The sequence below is a fragment of the Vibrio sp. C8 genome (assembly GCF_054051265.1).
The window spans coordinates 152,822-174,880 of sequence record NZ_JBPAOE010000053.1 but is presented as its reverse complement, the minus strand read 5'-3'; the positions used below and the strand labels follow the sequence as shown (position 1 = coordinate 174,880).

Below are 22,059 nucleotides of genomic sequence, written 5' to 3'. Positions count from 1 at the left end.
ACAACCATTTAGACGTCTAGACGTAAAAATATCTATTGACTTGAACTTAGTTAAGCCATAGCATCCTCTACCAAGTTAGAACGAGTTAAATATTTTATTCTGTTGTTGCTACTTTTTTAGTAATACTAAGGTAACTCGTTACAAAACAACCAAGATTTATCCCTGCGCAGGTTTTTCAATGATTGAGATTAGTCACGTCAACAAGGTGTTTTATCAAGGCACGAAAGAAATCAATGCTTTAAAAGACATCAACCTTAACATCCAACAAGGCACGATCTTTGGTGTTATTGGCTCATCAGGTGCTGGTAAAAGTACGCTGATTCGTTGTGTGAACATGTTAGAACGCCCAACTAACGGTAGCGTTATTGTTGATGGTGTTGACCTTACTAAGCTGAGCTCGAAACAATTGAGCGAAGCACGCCGTAACATCGGTATGATTTTCCAGCATTTTAATCTACTTTCTTCACGTACAGTGTTTGAAAACGTAGCTCTGCCATTAGAGCTTGCAGGTAAAAGTGTTAGTCATATTGAGAAGAAAGTTTCTGAACTTCTTCAATTGGTTGGTTTATCAGAGAAACGTGACACTTACCCATCAAATCTAAGTGGTGGTCAAAAGCAACGTGTTGCGATAGCTCGCGCTCTGGCATCTGATCCAAAAGTATTGCTGTGTGACGAAGCAACCAGTGCTCTCGACCCTGCGACTACGCAGTCGATTCTTGAGCTTTTGAAAGAGATTAACCGTAAGTTAAACATCACTATCTTGTTGATTACGCACGAGATGGATGTAGTAAAAAGTATATGTCATGAAGTGGCTATCATCGGTGACGGTGAATTAGTAGAGAAAGGTTCTGTAGGCGATATTTTTGCCCATCCAAAAACAGAACTTGCTCATCAGTTCATTCGTTCAACACTGGATTTATCGATTCCTGATGATTACCAAGTACGTTTGCAGCCAACACGAGTGCAAGGCAGTTACCCATTGGTTCGTTTGGAATTTACCGGCGCAACTGTTGATGCACCGCTGATGTCGCAAATTTCGCGCAAATTCAACATTGATGTCAGCATCCTGAGTTCAGATCTTGATTACGCTGGCGGTGTGAAGTTCGGCATGATGGTAGCGGAAATTTTCGGTGATGAAGAAAATGATAATGCTGCAATTCAATTCCTTCGTGACAATAAAGTAAAAGTAGAGGTGCTTGGTTATGTCCTTTAATACCATTGCTAACTGGTTATCACTAAACGGTGACCTGCTTTTAACAGCAACTTGGCAGACGTTGTATATGGTAGCTGTTGCTGGCGTTATTGGCTTCGCGCTGGGTATTCCACTAGGCGTTATTCTGCACACGACTAAAAAAGGTGGTTTGCTAGAAAACACCAAATTAAACGGCATCCTTGGCGCAATCGTCAACATTGGCCGTTCAGTACCATTTCTTGTATTGATGGTGGCAATTATCCCAGTAACTAAATTGCTTGTGGGTACGTTCATTGGCACAACAGCAGCAATCGTACCTTTAACTATCGGCGCAATTCCGTTTGTTGCTCGCTTAATTGAAGGGGCACTGTTGGAAGTTCCAACTGGTCTTGTTGAAGCTGCACAATCTATGGGCGCAACACCAATGCAAATTATTCGCAAAGTACTGTTACCAGAAGCAATGCCGACCATTCTTAACTCTGTCACGATCACGCTGGTTACTCTTGTGAGCTACTCAGCGATGGCTGGAACAGTGGGTGGCGGTGGTCTAGGTGATGTGGCTATTCGTTACGGCTTCCACCGTTACGATGTGGTGATAATGGCAGTAACCGTTGTCATGCTTATTGTTCTAGTACAAATAATTCAATCAATCGGTGATGCATTCGTACGCCGTGTTGATCACAGATAAAAACGATACAAGAATTTCTAACAAGGAGATTACCATGAAATTCAATCTTAAAAGTTTACTGACCATTGCTGCTGCTGCATCTGCGCTTGTACTAGCTGGCTGTGGTGATAAAGAAGCAGATACCAGCAAAGTAAAAGTCGGTGTTATTGCCGGTGCTGAAGCTCAAGTAGCAGAAGTAGCAGCGAAAATTGCGAAAGACAAATATAACCTAGATGTTGAACTTGTAACTTTCACTGACTACGTTACGCCAAACGCAGCGCTTGATGACGGTTCAATCGATGCAAACGCATTCCAACACAAGCCATACTTGGATCAACAAATTGCTGACCGTGGCTACAAACTGGCTATTGCAGGTAATACCTTTGTTTACCCAATCGCTGGCTACTCTAAGCAAGTAAAATCTGTTGATGAGATCCAAGACGGTGACCGTATTGCAGTACCAAACGATCCGACTAACCTAGGTCGCTCTCTGCTACTTCTTGAGCAACAAGGTCTGATCAAACTACGTGAAGACGTAGGTCTGCTGGCTACTGTTCGTGATATCGTAGAAAACCCTAAAAACATCAAGATTGTTGAACTAGACGCAGCTCAACTTCCACGTTCTCTTGATGACGTTGCGCTTTCTATCATCAACACGACTTACGCAAGCTCTATCAATCTGACTCCTGAGAAAGATGGTATCTTCGTAGAAAACAAAGAATCACCATACGTGAACCTGCTTGTTGCTCGTGAAGACAACGTAAACGCTGAAAACGTACAAACGTTCCTAAAAGCGTACCAAACAGATGAAGTAGCAAAAGCTGCATCTGACATCTTCCAAGGTGGCGCGGTTAAAGGCTGGTAATCGATAACCTTCTGTTATCACTATCTGTAAAAAAGACTAACAGTTATCGAAAATAATAAAGGGCTCCGATTGGAGCCCTTTTGCTTTTTCAAACCGATATTTTCAACTCGACTACTTTAAATGATCCCACGAAATATTGGATACGATTCGGCAGCTATCACATTTGAAATAAAAGATATCATGCAGAGGTTCATCCAGTAGCCATTCCCCACCACATTTAGGACAAGGACGAGCTTTTTCATCCGCCAAGCTTTTACCACCAACACGGTATTGATAGTAGTAAGTTGGTATTTTAGTAATGTATTCAATACGTTTACTTAAATCCCAACCACGACGGAATAAGTCACTATCTACATCGCAAATCTCTTTCAACGCAGCATGTTCCGCTTTGCAGCCTCCTGCCATTTGTAGCTCGTCACACGCCTGCCACTCTGTCTGCCACTTAACAACGGCCTTATGGTCACCATTAAATGTCGCTTCATTGCGATAAAGAGGAATCGGCAGCAAGGTTTCACCGCTACGCAGTGGCGAACAGGTGTGAACATAAGTGGTATAAAGAACCTGCCAGCTAGGGGTTTCTTCTTCCGCAGCTTGCTCAGAATTGATATCTCTGCCAAGCAAGCGAAACTTAGGAGCAAGTAAGCAAGCATCCGCAAGTCGGTTAAAGCAGACTTTAACAAAATCAGAATGATTCTTTGGATGAAGGCTATCTTTTTCAGGACAGACAGCGCGAACACTAAACTCGCCGTCACCCATTACGATGGGAAACTCACGACCTAATACCTGACCGTTGTAACGCAGCGCATCCATTAGTCCATTGATCGCTTTATCTACTGCGGTGATCGTGGTGTTGTCAAAACATTCAAACTCTAGTTCAACCACGTACATTATGCGTCTACCTCTGGCTCAAGTTGCAGCAGAAAACTAGCGACATCATCACTGAGCACTTGTCGGTTATCAGTGCCTAGTTTTTCAAGAATAACGTTGCCAGTCAGATTACAAATCGATACCACTTCCATTTCATCGTCAGTTGTTGCAATAAATACCGTTGGTTTCTGTTTCAAACGACGCTGCATGACCAAATGACCAAGAATGTTCTCTTGCAAACGTTGATAATCTTCATCACTCCAAACTTGCAATAAATTAAGCGCATTACCGTTCCAACTCGCAGCCATATCCGCACTGTATTGAATACCATAAAAAGCATGAATATCTTCATGCAAAGCAATCTCAATACCGTTTTCGACATTAGTAAGATCAGCAGCTTCATCTCTGATCACAGGTTGCCAATACACACTATGCTCAAACGTCTGCTTAACGCACGGTGAAACCCAGTCCGCCAACTCTTCGTTTTCCGGTAAATGTTGGTGTGCAGCTTGATAAGCATCTAGATAGCGCTGACTAAAAGTATGTAAGGCTTCTGCAACAGAATGCGCCATGAAAATCTCCACTGTTCAAATTCGATGAGCTAACTAGCAGCCCTTTGATGACATAGGCTGCGGTATTGCGTAAAATTCTGCCTATTCTAATCGAATTAAGCATTAAGTATGAGCAAATATTCCGATGCCAAAGAGTTAGCAGGTCTGACTTTAGGTAAAAAAACCGATTACTCACATCAGTATGACCCAACACTACTGCAGCCTGTTCCACGTAGCTTAAACCGTGATGACCTGAGTTTAGGTAGTGAACTGCCATTTAAAGGCTGTGATATCTGGACTCTTTATGAATTGTCTTGGTTGAATACCAAAGGTCTGCCACAAGTGGCTATCGGTGAAGTTGCGATCCCAGCTACCAGTGCAAATTTAATTGAGTCGAAGTCGTTCAAACTTTATCTGAACAGCTTTAACCAAACTAAGTTTGAGAACTGGCAACAGGTTGAACAGCATTTGATCGCGGATCTCTCTGCTTGTGCTGGTGAAACAGTAGAGGTTAAGGTCAAGCCTTTAAGTGATTACACGGCAGAACCTATTGTCACAATGAAAGGCGATTGCATTGACGATCAAGACATCGAAATCGATAGCTACGATTTCGACGAATCACTGCTAGAAGGTGCAGCGGAAGATACTATTGTTAGCGAAACTCTGCATAGCCACCTTTTGAAATCAAACTGTCTGATCACCAATCAGCCGGACTGGGGCAGCGTTGAAATTGAGTATCGTGGTCCAAAAATTAACCGCGAAGCGCTTTTACGTTATATAGTCTCTTTCCGTGAACACAATGAGTTCCATGAGCAATGTGTTGAGCGTATATTTACTGACATCACTCGCTTCTGCAAACCGGAGCAACTGACTGTATTTGCTCGTTATACTCGACGTGGCGGCCTAGATATCAACCCGTACCGTTCAACAGAACAAGCCGCACCACAAGACAACAAACGTATGGCTCGCCAATAAAAAGGACACAATTAAGGATGGGATGTATTCGCTGGAAGCGTTGGGTTTCTTTAGCTCTTTTCTTTTTTTCAGTATTTTCACAAGCGGCACCGTATTCATCACCGACGCTAAACGAAGCTGAAAGCCTGATAGAAATATCGCCACAACAAGCTAAAGAACTCACAAGTGAGTATTTAACTGAAAGGAAGATGGCGGAGAAATCCGAGCAAAACCCATCCACAGTTGCAAGAGACGAAACTGATAGTCGCCTGCGTACGCCTGCGAGCACCGTAGACGCGATGAAAATTCTCGCACAAGCCGAGTTCAATCTCGGCTATCCGATTGCCGCATTTCGCCTATTAGATGACGCTTTAAACACGGCGCAAGAATTCAACCTACCCTATTTACAGTTAGAAATTCAGTTGCTGAAAATACGCCTGCGTTGGCTGGACAATAACGATGTGAATGATGCTCGCGAAAAACTACGCGATATTACTCAACAATACGAATCCATCAGAAGCAAAGATTTCCCAGCACGAGGAATTGGCTACAAAATTAAATTGTTACGAGCTGAAATAGCATCGAAAGCTAATGATGTCGAGTTAGCCAACAAACTGTTTATTGAGCTTAAACAAGACCTAGAGTTTATCCAGTCTGAGGATACGAAGATCGACTATCACATCATGGTCGGCAGACATTACTTAGACCATGAACGTTATAACCTTGCGCTCTCAGAGCTGCTGATAGCTTACTGGAGCTCTATTGAGTCAAACTCAAGCGCTAGGCTAGCCAGAACCAACACATTATTGGCTCAGCTATTCTTTGAGCGACGCGTACTGGATAAAGCCCTTGTTCACTTGTCGGAAGCAGCAGATTTTTACGATAACTATGAAAAATCACCTAAGCTTGCCATGGTTTTAAAACGCATGGGCGATATCTATTTTGATTTAGGAAAGTACAACCTTGCGTTGGTGAACTATTTTAACGTGATTGATCATGAGAATAACAACAACAATATTGAAAGCGTTATCGGAACACGACTCAGTCTCGCCGCCACGTATATTCATCTCTATAACTACCCGCTCGCGGAACAGTATTTACAACGTGCAGAAGACCTTCTTCAGTACGCAGACATCCCTCATCTGAAAGGGAAAGCTGCACTGCTTAATGCAAACCTTGCTTACCATCAACATAGAAGCGAAAAGGTCATTCTCAATGCTCAGAAAGCATTAGCAATCAGCCAGTCGATTGGCAACCAGCATATTGAGCAACAAGCCTATAGCCTGCTTTCTCAAGGTTATGAACAACTCGGTAAGCATGCTCTGGCACTTGAAGCCTTAAAACGCAGCTACGTGTTGGAAAACCTCCATCAGGAAAAACTCAACCAAATCAGCGAAGATGCTTTTCGTCAGCAAAAAGAATTTGTTGAGCAAACGCTACACTTAGTGGGTCAGGAAAACGAACTTAAAGAAACAAAACGTCAATATTCAAAATTGCAAAAATTGACCTTTACTCTGTTTATTGTAGCAGGAGCGTTATTTCTACTAGTTTTACGTCGAAGTTACGTCATTCAAACGCAAAATGAAGAGATTGAAGAACTCAACACCAATTTGTTTACTCACTCTCGTTCACGTCTGCGCAACTTACGTATGTTGAATGCAAAACTACCGAAATCACTGCAAAGAAGCAGCCAGAACTATGAACTTTGGCATGTTGGTGAGTTGATTCATGAACCGCTAAATGACCGTCTTCGCTTCGCCATGATTGACGTTCCGTTTCTGCGTAACATGTATCTACAACACGGTTATACCGCTGGCTTAGAGCTAGAGCGAGCGTTTGGAGAGTACTTAAAATCTAAAATTGATGAACCAACTAGGCTCTATCATTTTTCTGATTCAAACTTACTCTTTATCGAGCCAAGCACCGACAGAGATAGTCCGCCAGAAGAAATGTTTGAGAAGATTCAACAGTGGATTCGAGAGTTTCAACCTGAGCGAAAAATTAACCGGATTATTAGGATGGGTATTACCGATTACCCATTTTTGCCGAGAGCTTATACGGCAATTAACGACAAAGAATTATTGGATATCCTGTTAATGGCAACCAGTGCAGCACGCGAACTGAGCATGAAAGAAAATTGCTCTCATTGGGTATATTTGAAGGCGATTGATAATGCACCAGCTGCCAGCTTTGCATCGAGTAATATGCGAAAATCCTGTAAGCACGCTATCAACCAAGGTTTGATAAAAGTCCACTCATCTCACAATAATGAGGAGAATATCAAAAAAATATTAAAAGATGGTTAGTTCCCAGCCGATTAACAAAGAGATACGATGACGTATCCAATAAATTTGCTATTATCGACAGATTAGTAAGTAGGATTAAATCTCCCTAAATATTTAGCATTTTTATAAATGGGCGCATTAGAGCAAGATATCCAGATTCAGTTACACCAACTCAAAATGCAGTTGGAACAGACGCGTTTAACTCACAGGGATAGCTCGCTCAAATTTAAACTAGAGCAAAAAGTCCTCAAACGAATCGTCGCATCACTCAGTCTTGCCTGTAAAGGCGAGAATAATCGCCTCAACCAAAATTTGGTCGAATTACGAGAAGCGCTTGAGCAGCAGAAAGATGTCAGCATCTTAATTCCTCGCTTGGCCGTATTGGAGCGCATGTTGAAGAAGCAAACGTTAGACACCGAAAAGCAAAGCCAACACTTAGATGAGCAGGTAAAGCATAGCAGTGAAGTGCTACTCCGCATCCCTGGTTTACCGTCTAAAATCAAACGCGATCTTCGTGATCTTCTCAGTTTTTCTACTGGGCAGAATCTGTCTAAAGTTGAACAATCGTTACGTCTTCTTACTATCTATGAACGCTCAATCAAAATCATCACCTCAAATCCAAATGCCGTGGTTGAGGAGCTGACTCAAAGTGCAGACAAAGAAATTCTTCTTAAGTTAAACGAAGAGCTACAACAACTCATCACTGAGCTTGATTTTGAAGGTGAATCGGGAGATTTACTGAGTGATATTCGAGCTAAGTTGCTAATCGGTGTCAGTACACAAGTTTTACTAGAGCTCACACTAGAAGTATTGAAGCTGGTTGTCGCTGGTACCAATTACGAACGAAAAACATCTGAAAAGTTCCTCGAGCAGGTGAACGCTTCTTTGTCCACTAGTTTGAAAAGCTCTTCCCTGAACGTTGAACAAAGCCATAACTATTTCGAACACCGAAAAGATATGCATCGAGAACTGAGTTCTCTGGTCTCAAGAAGCCAAACTGCAGTTCGAGATGGTACCGAAATCAACGCTCTTAAAAACACCTTGAATCCATTAATGAGCGAATTAGCCTCACTTTCTGAACGACTGGCACTGGCTGAAGCTCGTGAACAAGCGCTCATTGAGCGCATGGATTACACCAAAAACCAAATGGAAACACTTTTCGAAGTGACGCAAGATTATCGTCGTCGCCTAGAAGATCAAGCTCAGCGTATGCTGCAAGATCCTCTCACCAAGGTATACAACCGCACTGCATTTAATGACCGTCTCGAACTCGAATACCGACGTTGGATTCGCGCACAACACAACCTTCGCGTTGTCATGCTCGATATCGACAAATTCAAAGTTATCAATGACAGTTTTGGTTATACCGCAGGTGATAAAGCACTGAAAATTATCGCTCGCACGATCAAGAACAACATTGAAGATACTGATACTGTGGCGCGCTTTTCTGGTGAAGAATTTGTGCTATTGCTGCCAGAGCGTTCTGATTCAGAGTGCTACCAAATTGTGCAGAAAATCCAGCGCAGCATTTCCCACTTGCCGTTTAAGTTCCGTGACAAAAACATCACTATCACTTTAAGCGCAGCAAGTACCTTGTTTAAAGACTCTGATTCTCCAGAAATCGTTCTCGAGCGACTACATGTCTCGCTTAATAACGGGAAAAAATTTGGTCCAAATCAGATCACTTGGAAATAACAGCAAGCAAGGCACAGAAAACAAAAGCAAGCTGAGTAAATTTTAAGCAAACTCACAGCAATTACACGATACACATCACAGTTTATGGAGTATCGTGTTCTCCTTACGATACAAAGCACACTAGATTGAAACTTGAAATATCAACAAGTTAGCTTATTGATAAAGATATACCTATCAAGAAATGGATTTGCTGCTTTTTATTCGTGCCTACACCTTTTTTTCATTGCATTGAAAATCACGCAAGTAATTAGGCTCTCGAATCTTCCTACGCACTTTCTGAACACCTGTTCATCTTGATTGGTATATGATGTGCTATCTCCACTAGCGTTTAATTAAGGTCCTCGCGATCTTCTTTCCCTCTAAATAAGGAGGCTCTCATGATCACTCAAGTCAGCCCTGCGGGGAGTATGGATTTACTCTCACAATTGGAAGTAGAACGATTAAAAAAAACCGCATCCAGTGATCTTTACCAGCTATATCGTAACTGTAGCCTAGCGGTACTCAACTCTGGAAGCCATACCGATAACTCAAAAGAACTGTTAGATAAATACAAGAATTTTGATATCACGGTAATGCGCCGTGAACGTGGTGTGAAATTGGAACTCACCAACCCACCAGAACACGCTTTTGTTGATGGCCACATCATCAAAGGGATCCAAGAACATCTGTTTTCAGTGCTGCGTGATATTGTTTACGTCAATATGCACATCGCGGAAGGACAAAAGCTCAACCTCACCAACTCAACGCACATTACCAACTTAGTGTTTGGTATCTTACGTAACGCTGGAGCGCTCATTCCGGGAATAACACCAAACTTAGTGGTGTGCTGGGGTGGTCACTCAATCAATCCTGTCGAATATCAGTACACTCGTGAAGTAGGTAATGAGCTTGGACTACGTGAGCTGAACATCTGTACAGGATGTGGTCCGGGCGCGATGGAAGGACCAATGAAAGGCGCTGCTATTGGTCACGCTAAGCAGCGCTATGCAGACAAGCGCTATATTGGTTTAACTGAACCTTCAATCATCGCCGCTGAGCCGCCAAACCCTATCGTGAATGAGTTGATCATCATGCCGGATATTGAAAAACGTTTAGAAGCGTTTGTTCGAATGGCTCACGGTATTATTATCTTCCCTGGCGGACCGGGTACAGCTGAAGAACTGTTGTATTTACTCGGTATTATGATGCATCCGGATAACGCTAGTCAGCCGATGCCAATCGTCTTAACGGGTCCGAAAGAGAGCGAAGAGTATTTCCGTTCTATTGATGAATTTATTGGTGAAACATTAGGCCCAGAAGCCCAGAAACACTACACCATAGTGGTTGATGACCCAGCGGAAGCCGCGCGCATCATGAAAAATGCCATGCCTAAAATTCGTCAGCAACGCAAAGACAACGAAGATGCCTATAGCTATAACTGGTCATTGAAAATTGAGCCGGAGTTCCAACTTCCATTTGAACCGACTCATGAAAACATGGCCAACTTAGATTTGCACCTTAACCAACGTCCAGAAGTTCTGGCTGCGAATTTACGTCAAGCGTTCTCCGGTATCGTTGCAGGTAACGTAAAAGCGGAAGGCATTCGAGAAATCGAACGTCATGGCCCTTTCAGGCTTCATGGTGATCCTAAGTTAATGAAGAAGATGGATAAGCTGCTGAAAGACTTCGTCGAGCAACATCGTATGAAGCTTCCGGGTGGAAGTGATTATGTACCTTGTTATCGAATAGAAAGTTAGTCTGTGTGTATGAAAGATTAGCTACGGTAGTAATCTCATTGAATTTCATTAGAATAAGGGGCAATCGCTCCTTATTTTTTTGTGTTTATGTCTATTCATCTTGTCATTATTGATGCTCTTAACCTCATTCGCCGCGTTCACTCTGCGCAGCCTGACCCTAATGATATTGAGCGAACCATAAACACGACCACTCGAACACTCGCACGTATTATCAGCGAATCAGAACCGACACATATTATTGCTGTGTTTGATCACCACCTGCAGGACAGAGGATGGCGAGCAGAACTATTACCCTCTTATAAAGAAGGCCGTAAGCCGATGCCTGAGCCATTACAGCAAGGATTAGATCGTATTCAACAAGCTTGGTGGGAATTAGGTATTGATTCACTGCTTTCTGAAGGCGATGAAGCGGATGATTTAGTGGCAACGCTCGCGTGCAAAGTGGCTAGCCACAATGAAAAAATCACTATCATTTCCACTGATAAAGGCTATTGCCAACTGCTCTCTCCAACTTTGCAAATTAGAGATTACTTCCAGCACCGCTGGCTAGATGCGCCTTTTATTGAAAATGAATTTGGAGTTAAGCCTTCACAACTTGCGGATTACTGGGGACTCACAGGCATCAGCTCAAGCCAAGTTCCCGGTGTTGCTGGAATTGGCCCTAAAGCCGCCAAAGAGATCCTGAATCAGTTTGCTAGTATAGAAGAAGCCTTTGCGAGTTCGGAACTTGCCCCCAAATACCGCAAGAAACTCGACGAGCATATTGAAATGGCGCGTATTTGTAAGCAGATCTCCACGCTGAAAACTGACATTGAACTTGGCTTTAATCTTCAAGACATTCGCTTTAACAAAGAGTGACTAGCACATACACAAAAAACGCGCTTAAGGCGCGTTTTTTGGTAAGTATGGTTATCCTCTAACGAATTGAAACTGCTGGAAACGTCAGGTTAATGAACGCAGCCCCTACAGCTTCAATTAAGACGAGGGTTAGTGTGGAGAGATCGTTTTTAACGTCTGCACATGCACGGTAATTTCTTCACGGTCATGATAAAGATGTTTCGCCTGAAGCTTGAACTTAACATTATGATCTTTTAGGAAAATTTTTAAGTTCTCAATATCTTGCAGCACTTCATCGTAACGGCCTTTCATTGGCAATTTAAGGTTAAAAATCGCTTCTTTCGCCCAACCGCTAATGATCCATTCACCCATCAACTGCGCTACACGAGAAGGTTTTTCAATCATGTCACAAACTAACCAAGTCACGTTTTTACGTGGCGGCTCAAATTTGAAACCATCAACCATATGATGTTTTACCTGACCGGTTTCCATCAAACTGTCTGCCATCATGCCGTTATCGATAGCATGTACGAACATTGAACGTTTAACGAGTTGATAAGTCCAGCCGCCTGGGCACGCGCCCAAATCAACCGCCCACATGCCCGACGCTAAACGATCATCCCACTCTTCACGTGGAATAAATACATGGAAAGCTTCTTCCAACTTAAGTGTTGAACGACTCGGCGCATCTGCAGGGAACTTCAAACGCGGGATACCCATGAAGAACTTAGAGTTGTTCTGGCTGTATGAGTAACCGACGAAACAGTGACCAGACTTAACAAAACACACATGCAGAACAGGTCGTTTGGCGTTGTCTTTCGCTGTCAAAATACCTTTACCACGCAATGCTTGGCGTAGTGGCACTGTGAACTTACGACAGAACTTCAGCAGTTCTTTCGCTTCATTGGTATCTGGCGTTTCTACGCGAACATCGCCGCACAGTGGAAACGCTTCGATCTCAGCAAGTTCAGATAAAATCGGCGAAATACGGTCTTCTGTTGGTAAAGCAGTAAACTCAGCTGCTACAGCAAACATCTGGCGAGAGAATATCAGGGCTTGAAAATCAATGTTCTTGATCAGTTTGTCTGCATCGCCGTCTTGGTAACACTCAAACAAAACATGGCCTGAGTTGTTAACGACACGAGGGAAACCAAAAACTTCAAGCTGGGTTGCTTTATCTTGGATCTCACCTGCGCACTCCTTTTCAAAGCCCGCACGACAATAGAGCATCACTTGTTTCACTGTTTCACCTCATCAAAATTTATAGCAGCCAGAACAAACATCACCCAGCCAATAATAAAGAGTAGACCACCCATAGGTGTAATTGGTCCGAACCACTTTATTCCTGTTAGTGCTAGTGCATATAAGCTGCCACTAAAACAAAAGATGCCGATGATAAAGCAAATAGCCGCGCGGCTAAAATATTTTTGCGCTTTTTCGCTGCGAGACAAAACCAGCAAAATGCCACAAGCAATCAAAGCTGCCGCATGGATGAACTGATACTGAACCCCGGTTTGGAACACTTCTATTTGATACGGCGTGACATAAGCCTTTAACCCGTGGGCAGCAAAAGCGCCCAGTGCAACCGCAATGCCCGAAAACAAGCCACCAAAGGTGAGCAAATACTTACTTTTCATTGTTCAGTTCCAAAATAAATTGCGATAAATGTTCTATGGCAAGAGCGATATTGCCAGCTTCAGTATGACCAGAATACTTGCGAGGTTTGAAGCTGTGGTCGCCATCGGGGATGTATTCGATCTTAACTAGGCTACTAAACTTGAAGCTTGAGCACTCTTCTCGGCTACCAAAGGTATCACGCTCACCTTGTAATATCAGACAAGGTTTTTCCAATGAAGCCAAATGCTCGCCCTTGTACTTTTCAACCTTACCCGGCGGATGAAAAGGAAAGCCCAAACAAGCTATGCCTTTAACCCTAGAGTTATCGCTTAGCATCGAAGCCATTCTGCCCCCCATGGATTTACCACCGATAACAACCGGTTGAGACGCATGCTCTGCAATGACTTGTTCGAAAGCTTCGAGAAGTTTCGGCGCACGATCCGGCGGTCGACGTTTGCCGTCTTCCGCTCGTTTTACCATATAAGGAAAATTAAAACGTACGACACGAATGCCTTTACTTACGAGTCCTGTTACCACTTGCGACATAAACTCGTGATCCATATCTGCACCCGCACCATGGGCAAAAATAAACAGAGGGAAGCTATCCTCCCCCTCTATTCTTACGTTATTCATCTAATATGACCTCTTGCTCGCTACGTGCCTTCTTCAGCATCCAGTCGCGAAATGTCGCGATACGCCCCATATCCGCCTGCTTCTCATGACAAACCACATAGAAGGCGTTCTTAGTCATTAACACTTCATCAAACGGCGCCACAAGGCGGCCTGCGTCGATTTCTGGTTGTGCCAATACGTTGTTCCCCAAAGCAATGCCTTGCCCGTGAACAGCCGCTTGAAGCACCATGGTTGAGTGACTGAAAATTGGTCCGTGGTTCACGTTCACACCATCGATATGGTTCTCTTTAGCGAACTGTTTCCAATCGCGACGTGAAGTATCGTGTAACAAAGTGTGTAGAGGAAGATCGCTTAATGAGTTCAGTGGCTTCTGACCCAGCAACAAAGAAGGCGAACAAAGAGGAATCAAAAACTCTTGATAGAGTTTGTCAGCACGTAAACCGGGCCAGTGACCTCGTCCATAATAGATAGCAACATCCACATCATCGGTCAGCGAGCCTTCTTCCATATCGACCGCTTTAATACGCACATCAATATCCGGTTGCTGTTGGTTAAAGTCGGCAAGCCGAGGCACTAACCACTGAATAGCAAAGCTCGGTGGAAGACTAATGGTCAACGCACCTTTTTCACTACGTTCCAATAACTTATCGGTCGCTTCAGCCAATGAACCAAAGATATCTTTGATGTCCAGAAAGTACGCTTGTCCCTCTTCAGTAAGCAATAAAGAGCGATTACGACGACGAAATAGCTTTAAGCCGAGAAACTCTTCAAGAGCCTTAATTTGATGACTAACAGCGGCTTGAGTCACAAAAAGTTCTTCTGCTGCACGAGTAAAACTCAAATGACGAGCCGCGGCTTCGAACACTTTCAGTGAGTTCAATGGAGGTAATCGTCTGGACATGGTTCAATCCTATGTATTGTTCCAAATATTCATTAGTTTTTTTTATCTGAAACATTATAAATTGTCCATTGCTAACCAGCCAGAGAAAATCTATATTTCGTCCGGTAATATGAGCCTGAACGGCTTGATTCTCCTGAATCAATTGGCTTTATTATTACGATGTTGTGTTTGCATACTCGATTTTCGAGTTCGGTAGAATTCTACCACCTGTTTTGTGCAGTTATCCCCTGTTACAAAACATATACTTCCTGTATTTATTTTGACCTGTCTGTCAAATTTTTAGCACCGCCTATTGGCGGTGTTTTTTTATGTCTGAATATCTGGCAAGCATAAAAAAACGCAACCTGAATCAACAAGTTGCGCCTTTCTGTTTAGAGTATTCAGCTAACGCTTATGGGCGATAAACTTTCACGTTCTTGTAGCCTTGCTCTTGCAAGTACAGTGCTTGTAAACGGCTCATTACGCCACGTTCACAATACAATAAGTAAGTCTTAGACTGATCAAGATCGCCAAACTGAGTTGAAAGTTTGAAGAAAGGAATGTGCTTCACTTCCACACCATCAATCTCTAGCGGCTTATCTTCTTGCTCATCTGCACTGCGAATATCAAGTACAATAGCGTGTTCCTGAACCGCGGCAACTTGCTCTACTTCAGGCGCTTGCTCTTGGCTCTCTTTCTCAATGTCACGGATATCCATAACACGAGCGTCGTACACTACTTTGTCCAGAATAGAGAAGTCGAATTTCGCTTCTTCCGCTTCCAATTTCGCTTTCACCGCTTTAACCGTCGGGCTCTTCGAGATAACGCCACAGTATTCTGGCATTGTTTTAGCGAAGTCTTCAGTGCCGATTTCACGCGCAAGCGTGATGATGTCTTCTTTATCCCAGTTAATCAAAGGACGAAGAATCAAGGTGTCAGTTACACCATCGATATGCCGCAGGTTAGTCAGAGTCTGGCTTGATACCTGACCTAATGCTTCACCGGTAACCAAAGCTTCAATATTGAATTTTTCTGCGACCTGACCAGCTGCACGCATAAACATGCGCTTAAGAATAACGCCCATTTGGCCGTCATCTATTTTCTCAAGAATTTCCGCCACAACCGGTTCGAAATCAACAGAGATGAAACGCACCTTGGCAGAAGAGCCATATTTGTTCCATAAGAAGTGGGCAACTTGCTTAACACCAATCTCGTGAGCAGGGCCACCTAAGTTGAAGAAACAGTAGTGAACTTTTGAGCCACGCTTAATGTGTAAGTAGCTTGAAACACCCGAATCAAAACCACCAGAGATCAGGCTAAGTACATCTTCTTGAGTGCCAAGAGGGAAACCACCTAAACCTTTGTAACGTTTGATGATCTGGTTGAGCAACTCATAGTTAACTTCAACGTTAATCGTCACATCAGGATTGGTTAGCTTAACTTTTGCGCTTTCAACCGCTTGGTTTAGACCGCCACCAACGTAACGCTCAAGCTCGATTGAAGAGAAATCATGTTTACCACGACGCTTAGCGCGAACCACGAAGGTTTTGTTTTCAATCAGATGACGGCTAGTTTCAAGAACTTGCTCGTAAATATCGTGAAGATCTTTGAACTCTGATTGCTTAACTTCTAGAACTTGTTGGATACCCGGTGTTCTGGTCAAAATTTCCAGAGTTTCGTTAAAGAAGCGGTCACTTTCAGAGGTCACTTCAATGTGATCACGGCGGTTGAATACAGCAACGCCTGTCGTACGGCTCTTTACGATATTGCGAATATTAGACTCAAGAATTTTCGTGAAGCGCTTACGCACCGACTCACTTTTAACAAAGATTTCTGGATGGGGCTTAACAATAAATTTCATAAGTGTCTTCGCAATTAAAGTATTAACGTAATAGTAGCTTGTACTTAGCTACATCTTTGAACTCAGCAATAACGCTAATTTCATCGACGACCAGAGTGGGTATCACTAAGGGGGCGAGATTATACACGATAATGACGCAACGATAAAAGCACGCCAAAGAAAAAGGCAAGCCTGATGCTTGCCTTTGAACTGTATTTCGTCGCTTAACTATTGAATTGAGCCAGCTTGTGCTGATGGTATTTCATCACTGTACATCGGCTCACCCTGCATGATGCTGATTTCCACACGGCGGTTACGAGAACGTTGAGCAGCGGTATCATTGGGTCCCAAAGGCTCGGTATCGGCCATTCCTCTTACCCGCAAGCGCTGATGTGAAAATCCGCGCACAGATTCCATCTCTTGAGCCACAGACACGGCACGCTGAGAGGAAAGATCCCAGTTTGAACGATACAATTCCGAATCAATTCTTTGGTTATCAGTGTGACCAGAAACCCGAACGATACCCGGAACATCTTTAACCAGATCCGCTATCTGACGAACCAGAGGACGGAACTTAGGTTGCAAGAAAGCAGAACCTTCAGGGAATGCGCCTTTCTCACGAATACGGATAACAATCTGTTGACCAAGGTTATCCACTTCGATAGCACCTTGCTCAATTTCACGCTGCAACGCGTTCTTAATGGTTTCCATTAAGGTCTCTGTTGATTCAGAGGTTGCCTGAGATTGCTGTTGTTGAGATTCTGACTCGGTATTTTGATTGTCTTCAGTCGATGTTTCCGGTGACTGACCACCAGTCATATCACCAGCATCACGCATAGTACCACCAGCACGGTCTTCGTCCCCTTCGTGGAACTCTAACGTCTGCTGAGTGATGTCTATGGTTTGCTGCATAATCACATCGATAGGCGTAGGCTCAGGACGCCCCGGGCGGAACTCCTGAGCAATGATGCTGGTACCTTTGGGAATGTCTTTCACTTCCAGACGGTTTTGCACACCAAAAGCAAATTTCATCGAGCCGGCAATCTGCTTGAACTTCAATACGTCCATTTCCGAAAACGAAAGCAGCAGTACGAAGAAGCACATTAACAGGGACATTAGGTCTGCAAATGTCCCCAACCAAGCGGGAAGCCCCGGAGGTGGACATTTACACTTTTGGTCATCCATCATTTGCTCCGGTTATTCGCTATCAATATCAAGAGCTCGTTTGCCCTCGTTGAGGTAGTTCTTCAAGTAGCTGTCAATCACTCGTGGGTTTTGACCATCTTGGATTGCCAGCACACCATCCATAATCAGACGGCGGTTTAATGTTTCTTGTTCACGACGAAGCGATAATTTGTCTGCAATTGGGAAGAACACCATGTTCGCAAGAACCGCACCGTATAACGTGGTTAAAAGTGCAACCGCCATTGCCGGGCCGATAGCTTTCGGGTCATCCATGTTCGACAACATCGCCACCAGACCAACAAGCGTACCAATCATCCCCATTGCTGGTGCTACATCACCAAATGCTCGGAACACTCCCGAACCAAATTCGTGTCGCTCATCTGTTAAGGCGATGTCTTTTTGTAGTGTTGCGCGAACCACATCCGCATCATGACCATCAACCAATAAATCAATGCCCTTTTGCATAAAGCTGTTGCTGATTTCCATCTCTTCCAAAGCAAGGAAACCACCTTTACGTGCTGCGTCAGCCATCTCTACGATTTTCGCGATCAAATCTTCTGGCTCGTCCGCTTTAAACATAAACGCCTTACCAGCAATTTTAGCGGCTCCGAAGAATTGTCCCATGGTAAACTTCATCAAAACAACGAACGTTGAACCACCAACAACAATAAGAATTGAGGTAACATCAACGAACATCGATAGGCTTCCACCTAAAACCATCGCCATAACTACGAAAGCTAAGCCACCAATCAGACCTATCAGCGTTGCTAAATCCACGAAGCACTCCTCAGACAATATGTTCGCATGTATAGAGCCGAACGACTCTTAGTTATTCTCTTATCGACAAGAGAATCAAATTCTTAAATAGAAAATTGACGAAAGGACACTTGTGCCTCAATTACGCCAACAACAAGTTTATACTTAAAGCGTGCCAATATGCACCTTCGGTATTCATAGATTGAACAAAATGCTCATTAATTACGAATAACGCACCACTGTGAATTTTCATATTCGTTATCGGTATCGACTAAAAAGCTCAGTAATTCTGACAAAATTGGTTGGTTAAATTTGACCATCAACACAGGCTAAGGTAACTTTCGTGCATCTTTCTCAAGGCAACAATATTATGGCGAGTAAAAAACCAGAAAACATGTCTTTCGAGGCGACCATTGAAGAGCTAGATCAAGTGGTCGAGCAGCTAGAAAATGGTGATTTAACATTAGACGATGCACTGAAAAAATTCGAACGTGGTATCGCTCTTGCTCGCTCAGGTCAAAGTAAACTGGATGAAGCGGAGCAACGTGTTAGCATTCTGCTAAGCAATACAGATGATGCGCCACTCAGTGAATTTAACGAATTACCTGAATAACTGATATTTATTGTTCTTAACTATTTATTGTCTCTTGTCGTTTTTGTCTCTCATTGATAATGCGACTCGCGGCTGAACGAAACGTTTAAGAGTGTCCTATGATTGAGGCTCTAACCTCTTATCAACAACGAAATAATGAGCAGCTTGACCACTGGTTAAACCGTCTGCCCAACCAAGACTTAGCGCTGATTGAAGCAATGCGTTATGGCCTGCTGCTGGGTGGTAAACGAGCTCGCCCCTATTTGGTCTATATAACAGGCCAAATGCTAGGTTGCTCTATTGAAGATATCGACACCCCAGCATCAGCAGTGGAGTGTATCCACGCGTATTCACTGATTCATGACGATTTACCAGCCATGGACGATGATGAATTACGCCGTGGTAAACCAACGTGCCATATTAAGTTCGATGAAGCGACAGCAATCCTAACCGGTGACGCTCTGCAAACCTTAGCATTTACTATTTTAGCCGAGGGTACTCTGTCCGCAGAAGGCGAAGTCAATCGTATCAAAATGGTTCAGGTACTTGCTGAGGCTTCCGGCGCACAAGGTATGTGTTTAGGACAAGCTCTCGATCTTGGCGCAGAGAACCGTCTTATTTCGTTGCAAGAGCTCGAAACAATTCATCGTAATAAAACCGGCGCATTAATGCGCTGTGCGATTCGTTTAGGGGCTTTAGCCGCTGGCCAAAAGGGCTTACAAGTTCTGCCACAGCTTGATAAATACGCCGATGCCGTTGGCCTCGCATTTCAAGTACAAGACGACATTTTGGATGTCATCGGCGATACCGAAACTTTGGGTAAACCTCAAGGTTCAGATCAACAGCTCAATAAAAGTACGTACCCAGCTCTATTAGGATTGGACGGAGCGATAAATAAAGCCCAAACTCTGTTACAGGAAGCACTTCAAGCACTTGAAGCCATTCCCTACAATACAGAATGTCTTGAAGAGTTCGCCCGATACGTCATCGAGCGCAAAAATTAACACTATAAGCGCGCATAATTATGACTCTTGATATTTCAAAATATCCAACACTGGCTCTGGCGAATACGCCGGACGAATTACGCAGTCTGCCTAAAAATATTCTGCCAAAGCTTTGTGAAGAACTCAGAACGTATCTGCTTAACTCTGTTAGTCAATCAAGTGGACACCTAGCTTCTGGCTTAGGCACTGTTGAACTGACAGTGGCAATTCACTACGTCTACAACACGCCATTTGATCAATTGATTTGGGATGTGGGTCATCAAGCTTACCCACATAAAATCCTGACCGGTCGTCGTGAGCAAATGCCTACGATTCGCCAAAAAGATGGCCTTCACCCTTTCCCGTGGCGTGAAGAGAGTGAATACGACACCTTGTCTGTCGGTCACTCCTCAACATCTATCAGTGCTGCTTTGGGCATGGCTATTTGTGCTGACAAAGAAGGCGCTGATCGTAAAGTTGTCAGCGTGATTGGTGACGGTGCGATTACTGCAGGTATGGCATTTGAAGCCATGAACCACGCTGGTGACGTTCACCCAGATATGCTGGTCATTCTCAACGACAATGAAATGTCGATTTCAGAGAACGTAGGCGCACTGAACAACCATCTTGCTCAGGTACTGTCAGGCAGTTTGTACACTTCGATTCGCGAAGGCGGTAAAAAAGTTCTCTCTGGTGTTCCGCCAATCAAAGAATTAGTTCGCCGTACGGAAGAACATCTGAAAGGAATGGTCGTGCCGGGAACGCTTTTCGAAGAGTTAGGCTTTAACTATATCGGCCCTGTTGACGGTCATGATGTAATTGAACTGGTCAAAACACTGAAGAACATGCGTGAGCTTAAAGGCCCGCAGTTCCTTCATATTATGACGAAGAAAGGCAAAGGCTATGAACCAGCGGAGAAAGATCCTATTGGTTACCACGGCGTGCCTAAGTTCGACCCAAGTCATAGCAGCTTGCCTAAGAGCTCAAGTACCAAACCGACCTACTCGAAGATCTTCGGTGATTTCCTGTGTGATATGGCAGCGCAAGATCCAAAACTGATGGCAATCACACCTGCTATGCGTGAAGGCTCTGGCATGGTTCGTTTCTCGAAAGAGTACCCATCTCAATACTTCGACGTGGCGATTGCTGAGCAACATGCCGTGACATTAGCAACAGGTATGGCAATCGCTAAATACAACCCGATTGTGGCGATTTACTCGACCTTCCTGCAACGTGGTTACGATCAATTGATTCACGACATCGCTATTATGAATCTGCCAGTGATGTTTGCTATCGACCGTGCTGGACTTGTCGGTGCTGATGGTCAAACTCACCAAGGTGCTTTCGATTTAAGCTTTATGCGTTGCATCCCGAACATGACGATCATGGCTCCGGCAGATGAAAACGAATGTCGTCAAATGCTGTATACCGGTCATCAACATCAAGGCCCGAGTGCTGTTCGTTACCCACGCGGCAACGGTATGGGTGTTGAAATCAAGCAAGAGTTTACTGCGCTTGAAATCGGTAAAGGTCGCATGATGCGTCAAGGTGAAAAAGTGGCGATTCTAAGCTTCGGCTCCCTACTTCCTTATGCACTGGAAGCGGCTGAAGAATTGAATGCAACCGTGGCTGACATGCGATTCGTTAAACCATTAGATGAAGCACTAATCAAAGAACTTTCAGCGAACCACGATATCATTGTGACACTGGAAGAGAACGTGATTGCAGGTGGTGCAGGTGCAGGCGTTGTTGAGTTTATGATGAAAGAAAAAATCATCAAGCCGGTGCTAAACCTTGGTCTTCCTGATCAGTTCATTGCTCAAGGAACTCAGGAAGAGATGCATGCTGAACTTGGTTTAGACGGTGCTGGCATCAAAGCTGCCGTAGAATCCTACTTGAATAAGTAATCCAATAAGATTATTGC

Annotated in this window: 20 protein-coding genes; 11 read left to right on the top strand and 9 right to left on the bottom strand. The window is 43.8% G+C overall.

Features of this window, described 5'->3' with window-relative positions; translation table 11 throughout:
• Positions 1-178: 178 nt before the first annotated feature.
• The 3 genes from metN to ACRQQK_RS21075 are packed head-to-tail and all read left to right on the top strand — an operon-like array spanning position 179 to position 2,724.
• Positions 179-1,213: a methionine ABC transporter ATP-binding protein MetN gene (gene metN, locus ACRQQK_RS21085; RefSeq protein ID WP_457514649.1), complete on the top strand. Its 1,035-nt coding sequence runs from the start codon at positions 179-181 to the stop codon at positions 1,211-1,213.
• Positions 1,203-1,880, top strand: a complete 678-nt coding sequence (locus tag ACRQQK_RS21080; protein WP_457514647.1) for a methionine ABC transporter permease — start codon at positions 1,203-1,205, stop codon at positions 1,878-1,880. The genes metN and ACRQQK_RS21080 overlap by 11 nt, the downstream gene beginning before the upstream one ends.
• Before the next feature lie 34 nt (positions 1,881-1,914).
• Complete coding sequence (locus ACRQQK_RS21075; RefSeq protein WP_457514646.1) at positions 1,915-2,724, top strand: MetQ/NlpA family lipoprotein; 810 nt, start codon at positions 1,915-1,917, stop codon at positions 2,722-2,724.
• A 111-nt stretch (positions 2,725-2,835) separates the two neighbouring features.
• On the opposite strand, the gene ACRQQK_RS21070 is transcribed toward ACRQQK_RS21075, so the two are convergent.
• Entirely contained in the window at positions 2,836-3,612 is a 777-nt protein-coding gene (locus tag ACRQQK_RS21070) for a Zn-ribbon-containing protein (RefSeq protein WP_102964401.1), read from the bottom strand.
• Complete coding sequence (syd, locus tag ACRQQK_RS21065) at positions 3,612-4,163, bottom strand: SecY-interacting protein (protein WP_457514643.1); 552 nt, start codon at positions 4,161-4,163, stop codon at positions 3,612-3,614. The genes ACRQQK_RS21070 and syd overlap by 1 nt, the downstream gene beginning before the upstream one ends.
• Before the next feature lie 108 nt (positions 4,164-4,271).
• Between syd and queF the strand changes: the two genes are divergently transcribed.
• The 5 genes from queF to xni all read left to right on the top strand — a co-directional run bounded on the left by queF (position 4,272) and on the right by xni (position 11,670).
• Positions 4,272-5,117, top strand: a complete 846-nt coding sequence (gene queF / locus ACRQQK_RS21060) for an NADPH-dependent 7-cyano-7-deazaguanine reductase QueF (RefSeq protein ID WP_457514641.1) — start codon at positions 4,272-4,274, stop codon at positions 5,115-5,117.
• Between the two features lie 26 nt (positions 5,118-5,143).
• A complete protein-coding gene (locus ACRQQK_RS21055) occupies positions 5,144-7,402 on the top strand; it encodes a tetratricopeptide repeat protein (protein ID WP_457514665.1) in 2,259 nt (752 codons plus the stop codon).
• A 108-nt stretch (positions 7,403-7,510) separates the two neighbouring features.
• Positions 7,511-9,076, top strand: coding sequence for a GGDEF domain-containing protein (locus ACRQQK_RS21050; RefSeq protein WP_457514639.1), 1,566 nt, complete (start codon positions 7,511-7,513; stop codon positions 9,074-9,076).
• 377 nt (positions 9,077-9,453) lie between these two features.
• On the top strand, positions 9,454-10,812 hold the full coding sequence (ppnN, locus tag ACRQQK_RS21045; protein ID WP_457514637.1) for a nucleotide 5'-monophosphate nucleosidase PpnN: 1,359 nt from the start codon (positions 9,454-9,456) through the stop codon (positions 10,810-10,812).
• Between the two features lie 87 nt (positions 10,813-10,899).
• Positions 10,900-11,670: a flap endonuclease Xni gene (gene xni / locus ACRQQK_RS21040; RefSeq protein WP_457514636.1), complete on the top strand. Its 771-nt coding sequence runs from the start codon at positions 10,900-10,902 to the stop codon at positions 11,668-11,670.
• 129 nt (positions 11,671-11,799) lie between these two features.
• Here xni and rlmM read toward each other — a convergent pair whose 3' ends face one another.
• The 7 genes from rlmM to pomA form a co-directional block, all read right to left on the bottom strand.
• Positions 11,800-12,891, bottom strand: coding sequence for a 23S rRNA (cytidine(2498)-2'-O)-methyltransferase RlmM (gene rlmM, locus ACRQQK_RS21035; RefSeq protein WP_457514634.1), 1,092 nt, complete (start codon positions 12,889-12,891; stop codon positions 11,800-11,802).
• Positions 12,888-13,286, bottom strand: coding sequence for a DUF423 domain-containing protein (locus ACRQQK_RS21030; protein ID WP_457514632.1), 399 nt, complete (start codon positions 13,284-13,286; stop codon positions 12,888-12,890). Before ACRQQK_RS21030 ends, rlmM begins: the two co-directional genes overlap by 4 nt.
• Positions 13,276-13,899: an alpha/beta fold hydrolase gene (locus ACRQQK_RS21025; protein WP_457514630.1), complete on the bottom strand. Its 624-nt coding sequence runs from the start codon at positions 13,897-13,899 to the stop codon at positions 13,276-13,278. Before ACRQQK_RS21025 ends, ACRQQK_RS21030 begins: the two co-directional genes overlap by 11 nt.
• Positions 13,892-14,800: a transcriptional regulator GcvA gene (locus ACRQQK_RS21020; RefSeq protein WP_042488931.1), complete on the bottom strand. Its 909-nt coding sequence runs from the start codon at positions 14,798-14,800 to the stop codon at positions 13,892-13,894. Before ACRQQK_RS21020 ends, ACRQQK_RS21025 begins: the two co-directional genes overlap by 8 nt.
• 391 nt (positions 14,801-15,191) lie before the next feature.
• Positions 15,192-16,640, bottom strand: a complete 1,449-nt coding sequence (gene thiI, locus ACRQQK_RS21015) for a tRNA uracil 4-sulfurtransferase ThiI (protein ID WP_457514627.1) — start codon at positions 16,638-16,640, stop codon at positions 15,192-15,194.
• A 207-nt stretch (positions 16,641-16,847) separates the two neighbouring features.
• Positions 16,848-17,804, bottom strand: a complete 957-nt coding sequence (locus ACRQQK_RS21010; RefSeq protein ID WP_457514626.1) for a flagellar motor protein MotB — start codon at positions 17,802-17,804, stop codon at positions 16,848-16,850.
• A gap of 12 nt (positions 17,805-17,816) precedes the next feature.
• The gene (pomA, locus tag ACRQQK_RS21005) at positions 17,817-18,581 is read right to left on the bottom strand and encodes a flagellar motor protein PomA (protein ID WP_167412973.1); all 765 of its coding nucleotides are present in this window, start codon (positions 18,579-18,581) and stop codon (positions 17,817-17,819) included.
• 349 nt (positions 18,582-18,930) lie between these two features.
• Between pomA and xseB the strand changes: the two genes are divergently transcribed.
• The 3 genes from xseB (at position 18,931) to dxs (ending at position 22,042) form a co-directional block, all read left to right on the top strand.
• Complete coding sequence (gene xseB, locus ACRQQK_RS21000; RefSeq protein WP_042488944.1) at positions 18,931-19,173, top strand: exodeoxyribonuclease VII small subunit; 243 nt, start codon at positions 18,931-18,933, stop codon at positions 19,171-19,173.
• A 98-nt stretch (positions 19,174-19,271) separates the two neighbouring features.
• Positions 19,272-20,156, top strand: coding sequence for a (2E,6E)-farnesyl diphosphate synthase (ispA, locus tag ACRQQK_RS20995; RefSeq protein WP_457514623.1), 885 nt, complete (start codon positions 19,272-19,274; stop codon positions 20,154-20,156).
• Between the two features lie 20 nt (positions 20,157-20,176).
• Entirely contained in the window at positions 20,177-22,042 is a 1,866-nt protein-coding gene (dxs, locus tag ACRQQK_RS20990) for a 1-deoxy-D-xylulose-5-phosphate synthase (protein WP_457514622.1), read from the top strand.
• Positions 22,043-22,059: the final 17 nt, after the last annotated feature.

What these genes read in the sequence shown, in the direction of transcription:
- metN (WP_457514649.1), top strand. Translation starts at nt 179, where the DNA reads ATGATTGAGATTAGTCACGTCAACAAGGTGTTTTATCAAGGCACGAAA.
- ACRQQK_RS21080 (WP_457514647.1), top strand. Translation starts at nt 1,203, where the DNA reads ATGTCCTTTAATACCATTGCTAACTGGTTATCACTAAACGGTGACCTG.
- ACRQQK_RS21075 (WP_457514646.1), top strand. Translation starts at nt 1,915, where the DNA reads ATGAAATTCAATCTTAAAAGTTTACTGACCATTGCTGCTGCTGCATCT.
- ACRQQK_RS21070 (WP_102964401.1), bottom strand. Translation starts at nt 3,612, where the DNA reads ATGTACGTGGTTGAACTAGAGTTTGAATGTTTTGACAACACCACGATC.
- syd (WP_457514643.1), bottom strand. Translation starts at nt 4,163, where the DNA reads ATGGCGCATTCTGTTGCAGAAGCCTTACATACTTTTAGTCAGCGCTAT.
- queF (WP_457514641.1), top strand. Translation starts at nt 4,272, where the DNA reads ATGAGCAAATATTCCGATGCCAAAGAGTTAGCAGGTCTGACTTTAGGT.
- ACRQQK_RS21050 (WP_457514639.1), top strand. Translation starts at nt 7,511, where the DNA reads ATGGGCGCATTAGAGCAAGATATCCAGATTCAGTTACACCAACTCAAA.
- ppnN (WP_457514637.1), top strand. Translation starts at nt 9,454, where the DNA reads ATGATCACTCAAGTCAGCCCTGCGGGGAGTATGGATTTACTCTCACAA.
- xni (WP_457514636.1), top strand. Translation starts at nt 10,900, where the DNA reads ATGTCTATTCATCTTGTCATTATTGATGCTCTTAACCTCATTCGCCGC.
- ACRQQK_RS21030 (WP_457514632.1), bottom strand. Translation starts at nt 13,286, where the DNA reads ATGAAAAGTAAGTATTTGCTCACCTTTGGTGGCTTGTTTTCGGGCATT.
- ACRQQK_RS21025 (WP_457514630.1), bottom strand. Translation starts at nt 13,899, where the DNA reads ATGAATAACGTAAGAATAGAGGGGGAGGATAGCTTCCCTCTGTTTATT.
- ACRQQK_RS21020 (WP_042488931.1), bottom strand. Translation starts at nt 14,800, where the DNA reads ATGTCCAGACGATTACCTCCATTGAACTCACTGAAAGTGTTCGAAGCC.
- thiI (WP_457514627.1), bottom strand. Translation starts at nt 16,640, where the DNA reads ATGAAATTTATTGTTAAGCCCCATCCAGAAATCTTTGTTAAAAGTGAG.
- ACRQQK_RS21010 (WP_457514626.1), bottom strand. Translation starts at nt 17,804, where the DNA reads ATGGATGACCAAAAGTGTAAATGTCCACCTCCGGGGCTTCCCGCTTGG.
- xseB (WP_042488944.1), top strand. Translation starts at nt 18,931, where the DNA reads ATGGCGAGTAAAAAACCAGAAAACATGTCTTTCGAGGCGACCATTGAA.
- ispA (WP_457514623.1), top strand. Translation starts at nt 19,272, where the DNA reads ATGATTGAGGCTCTAACCTCTTATCAACAACGAAATAATGAGCAGCTT.
- dxs (WP_457514622.1), top strand. Translation starts at nt 20,177, where the DNA reads ATGACTCTTGATATTTCAAAATATCCAACACTGGCTCTGGCGAATACG.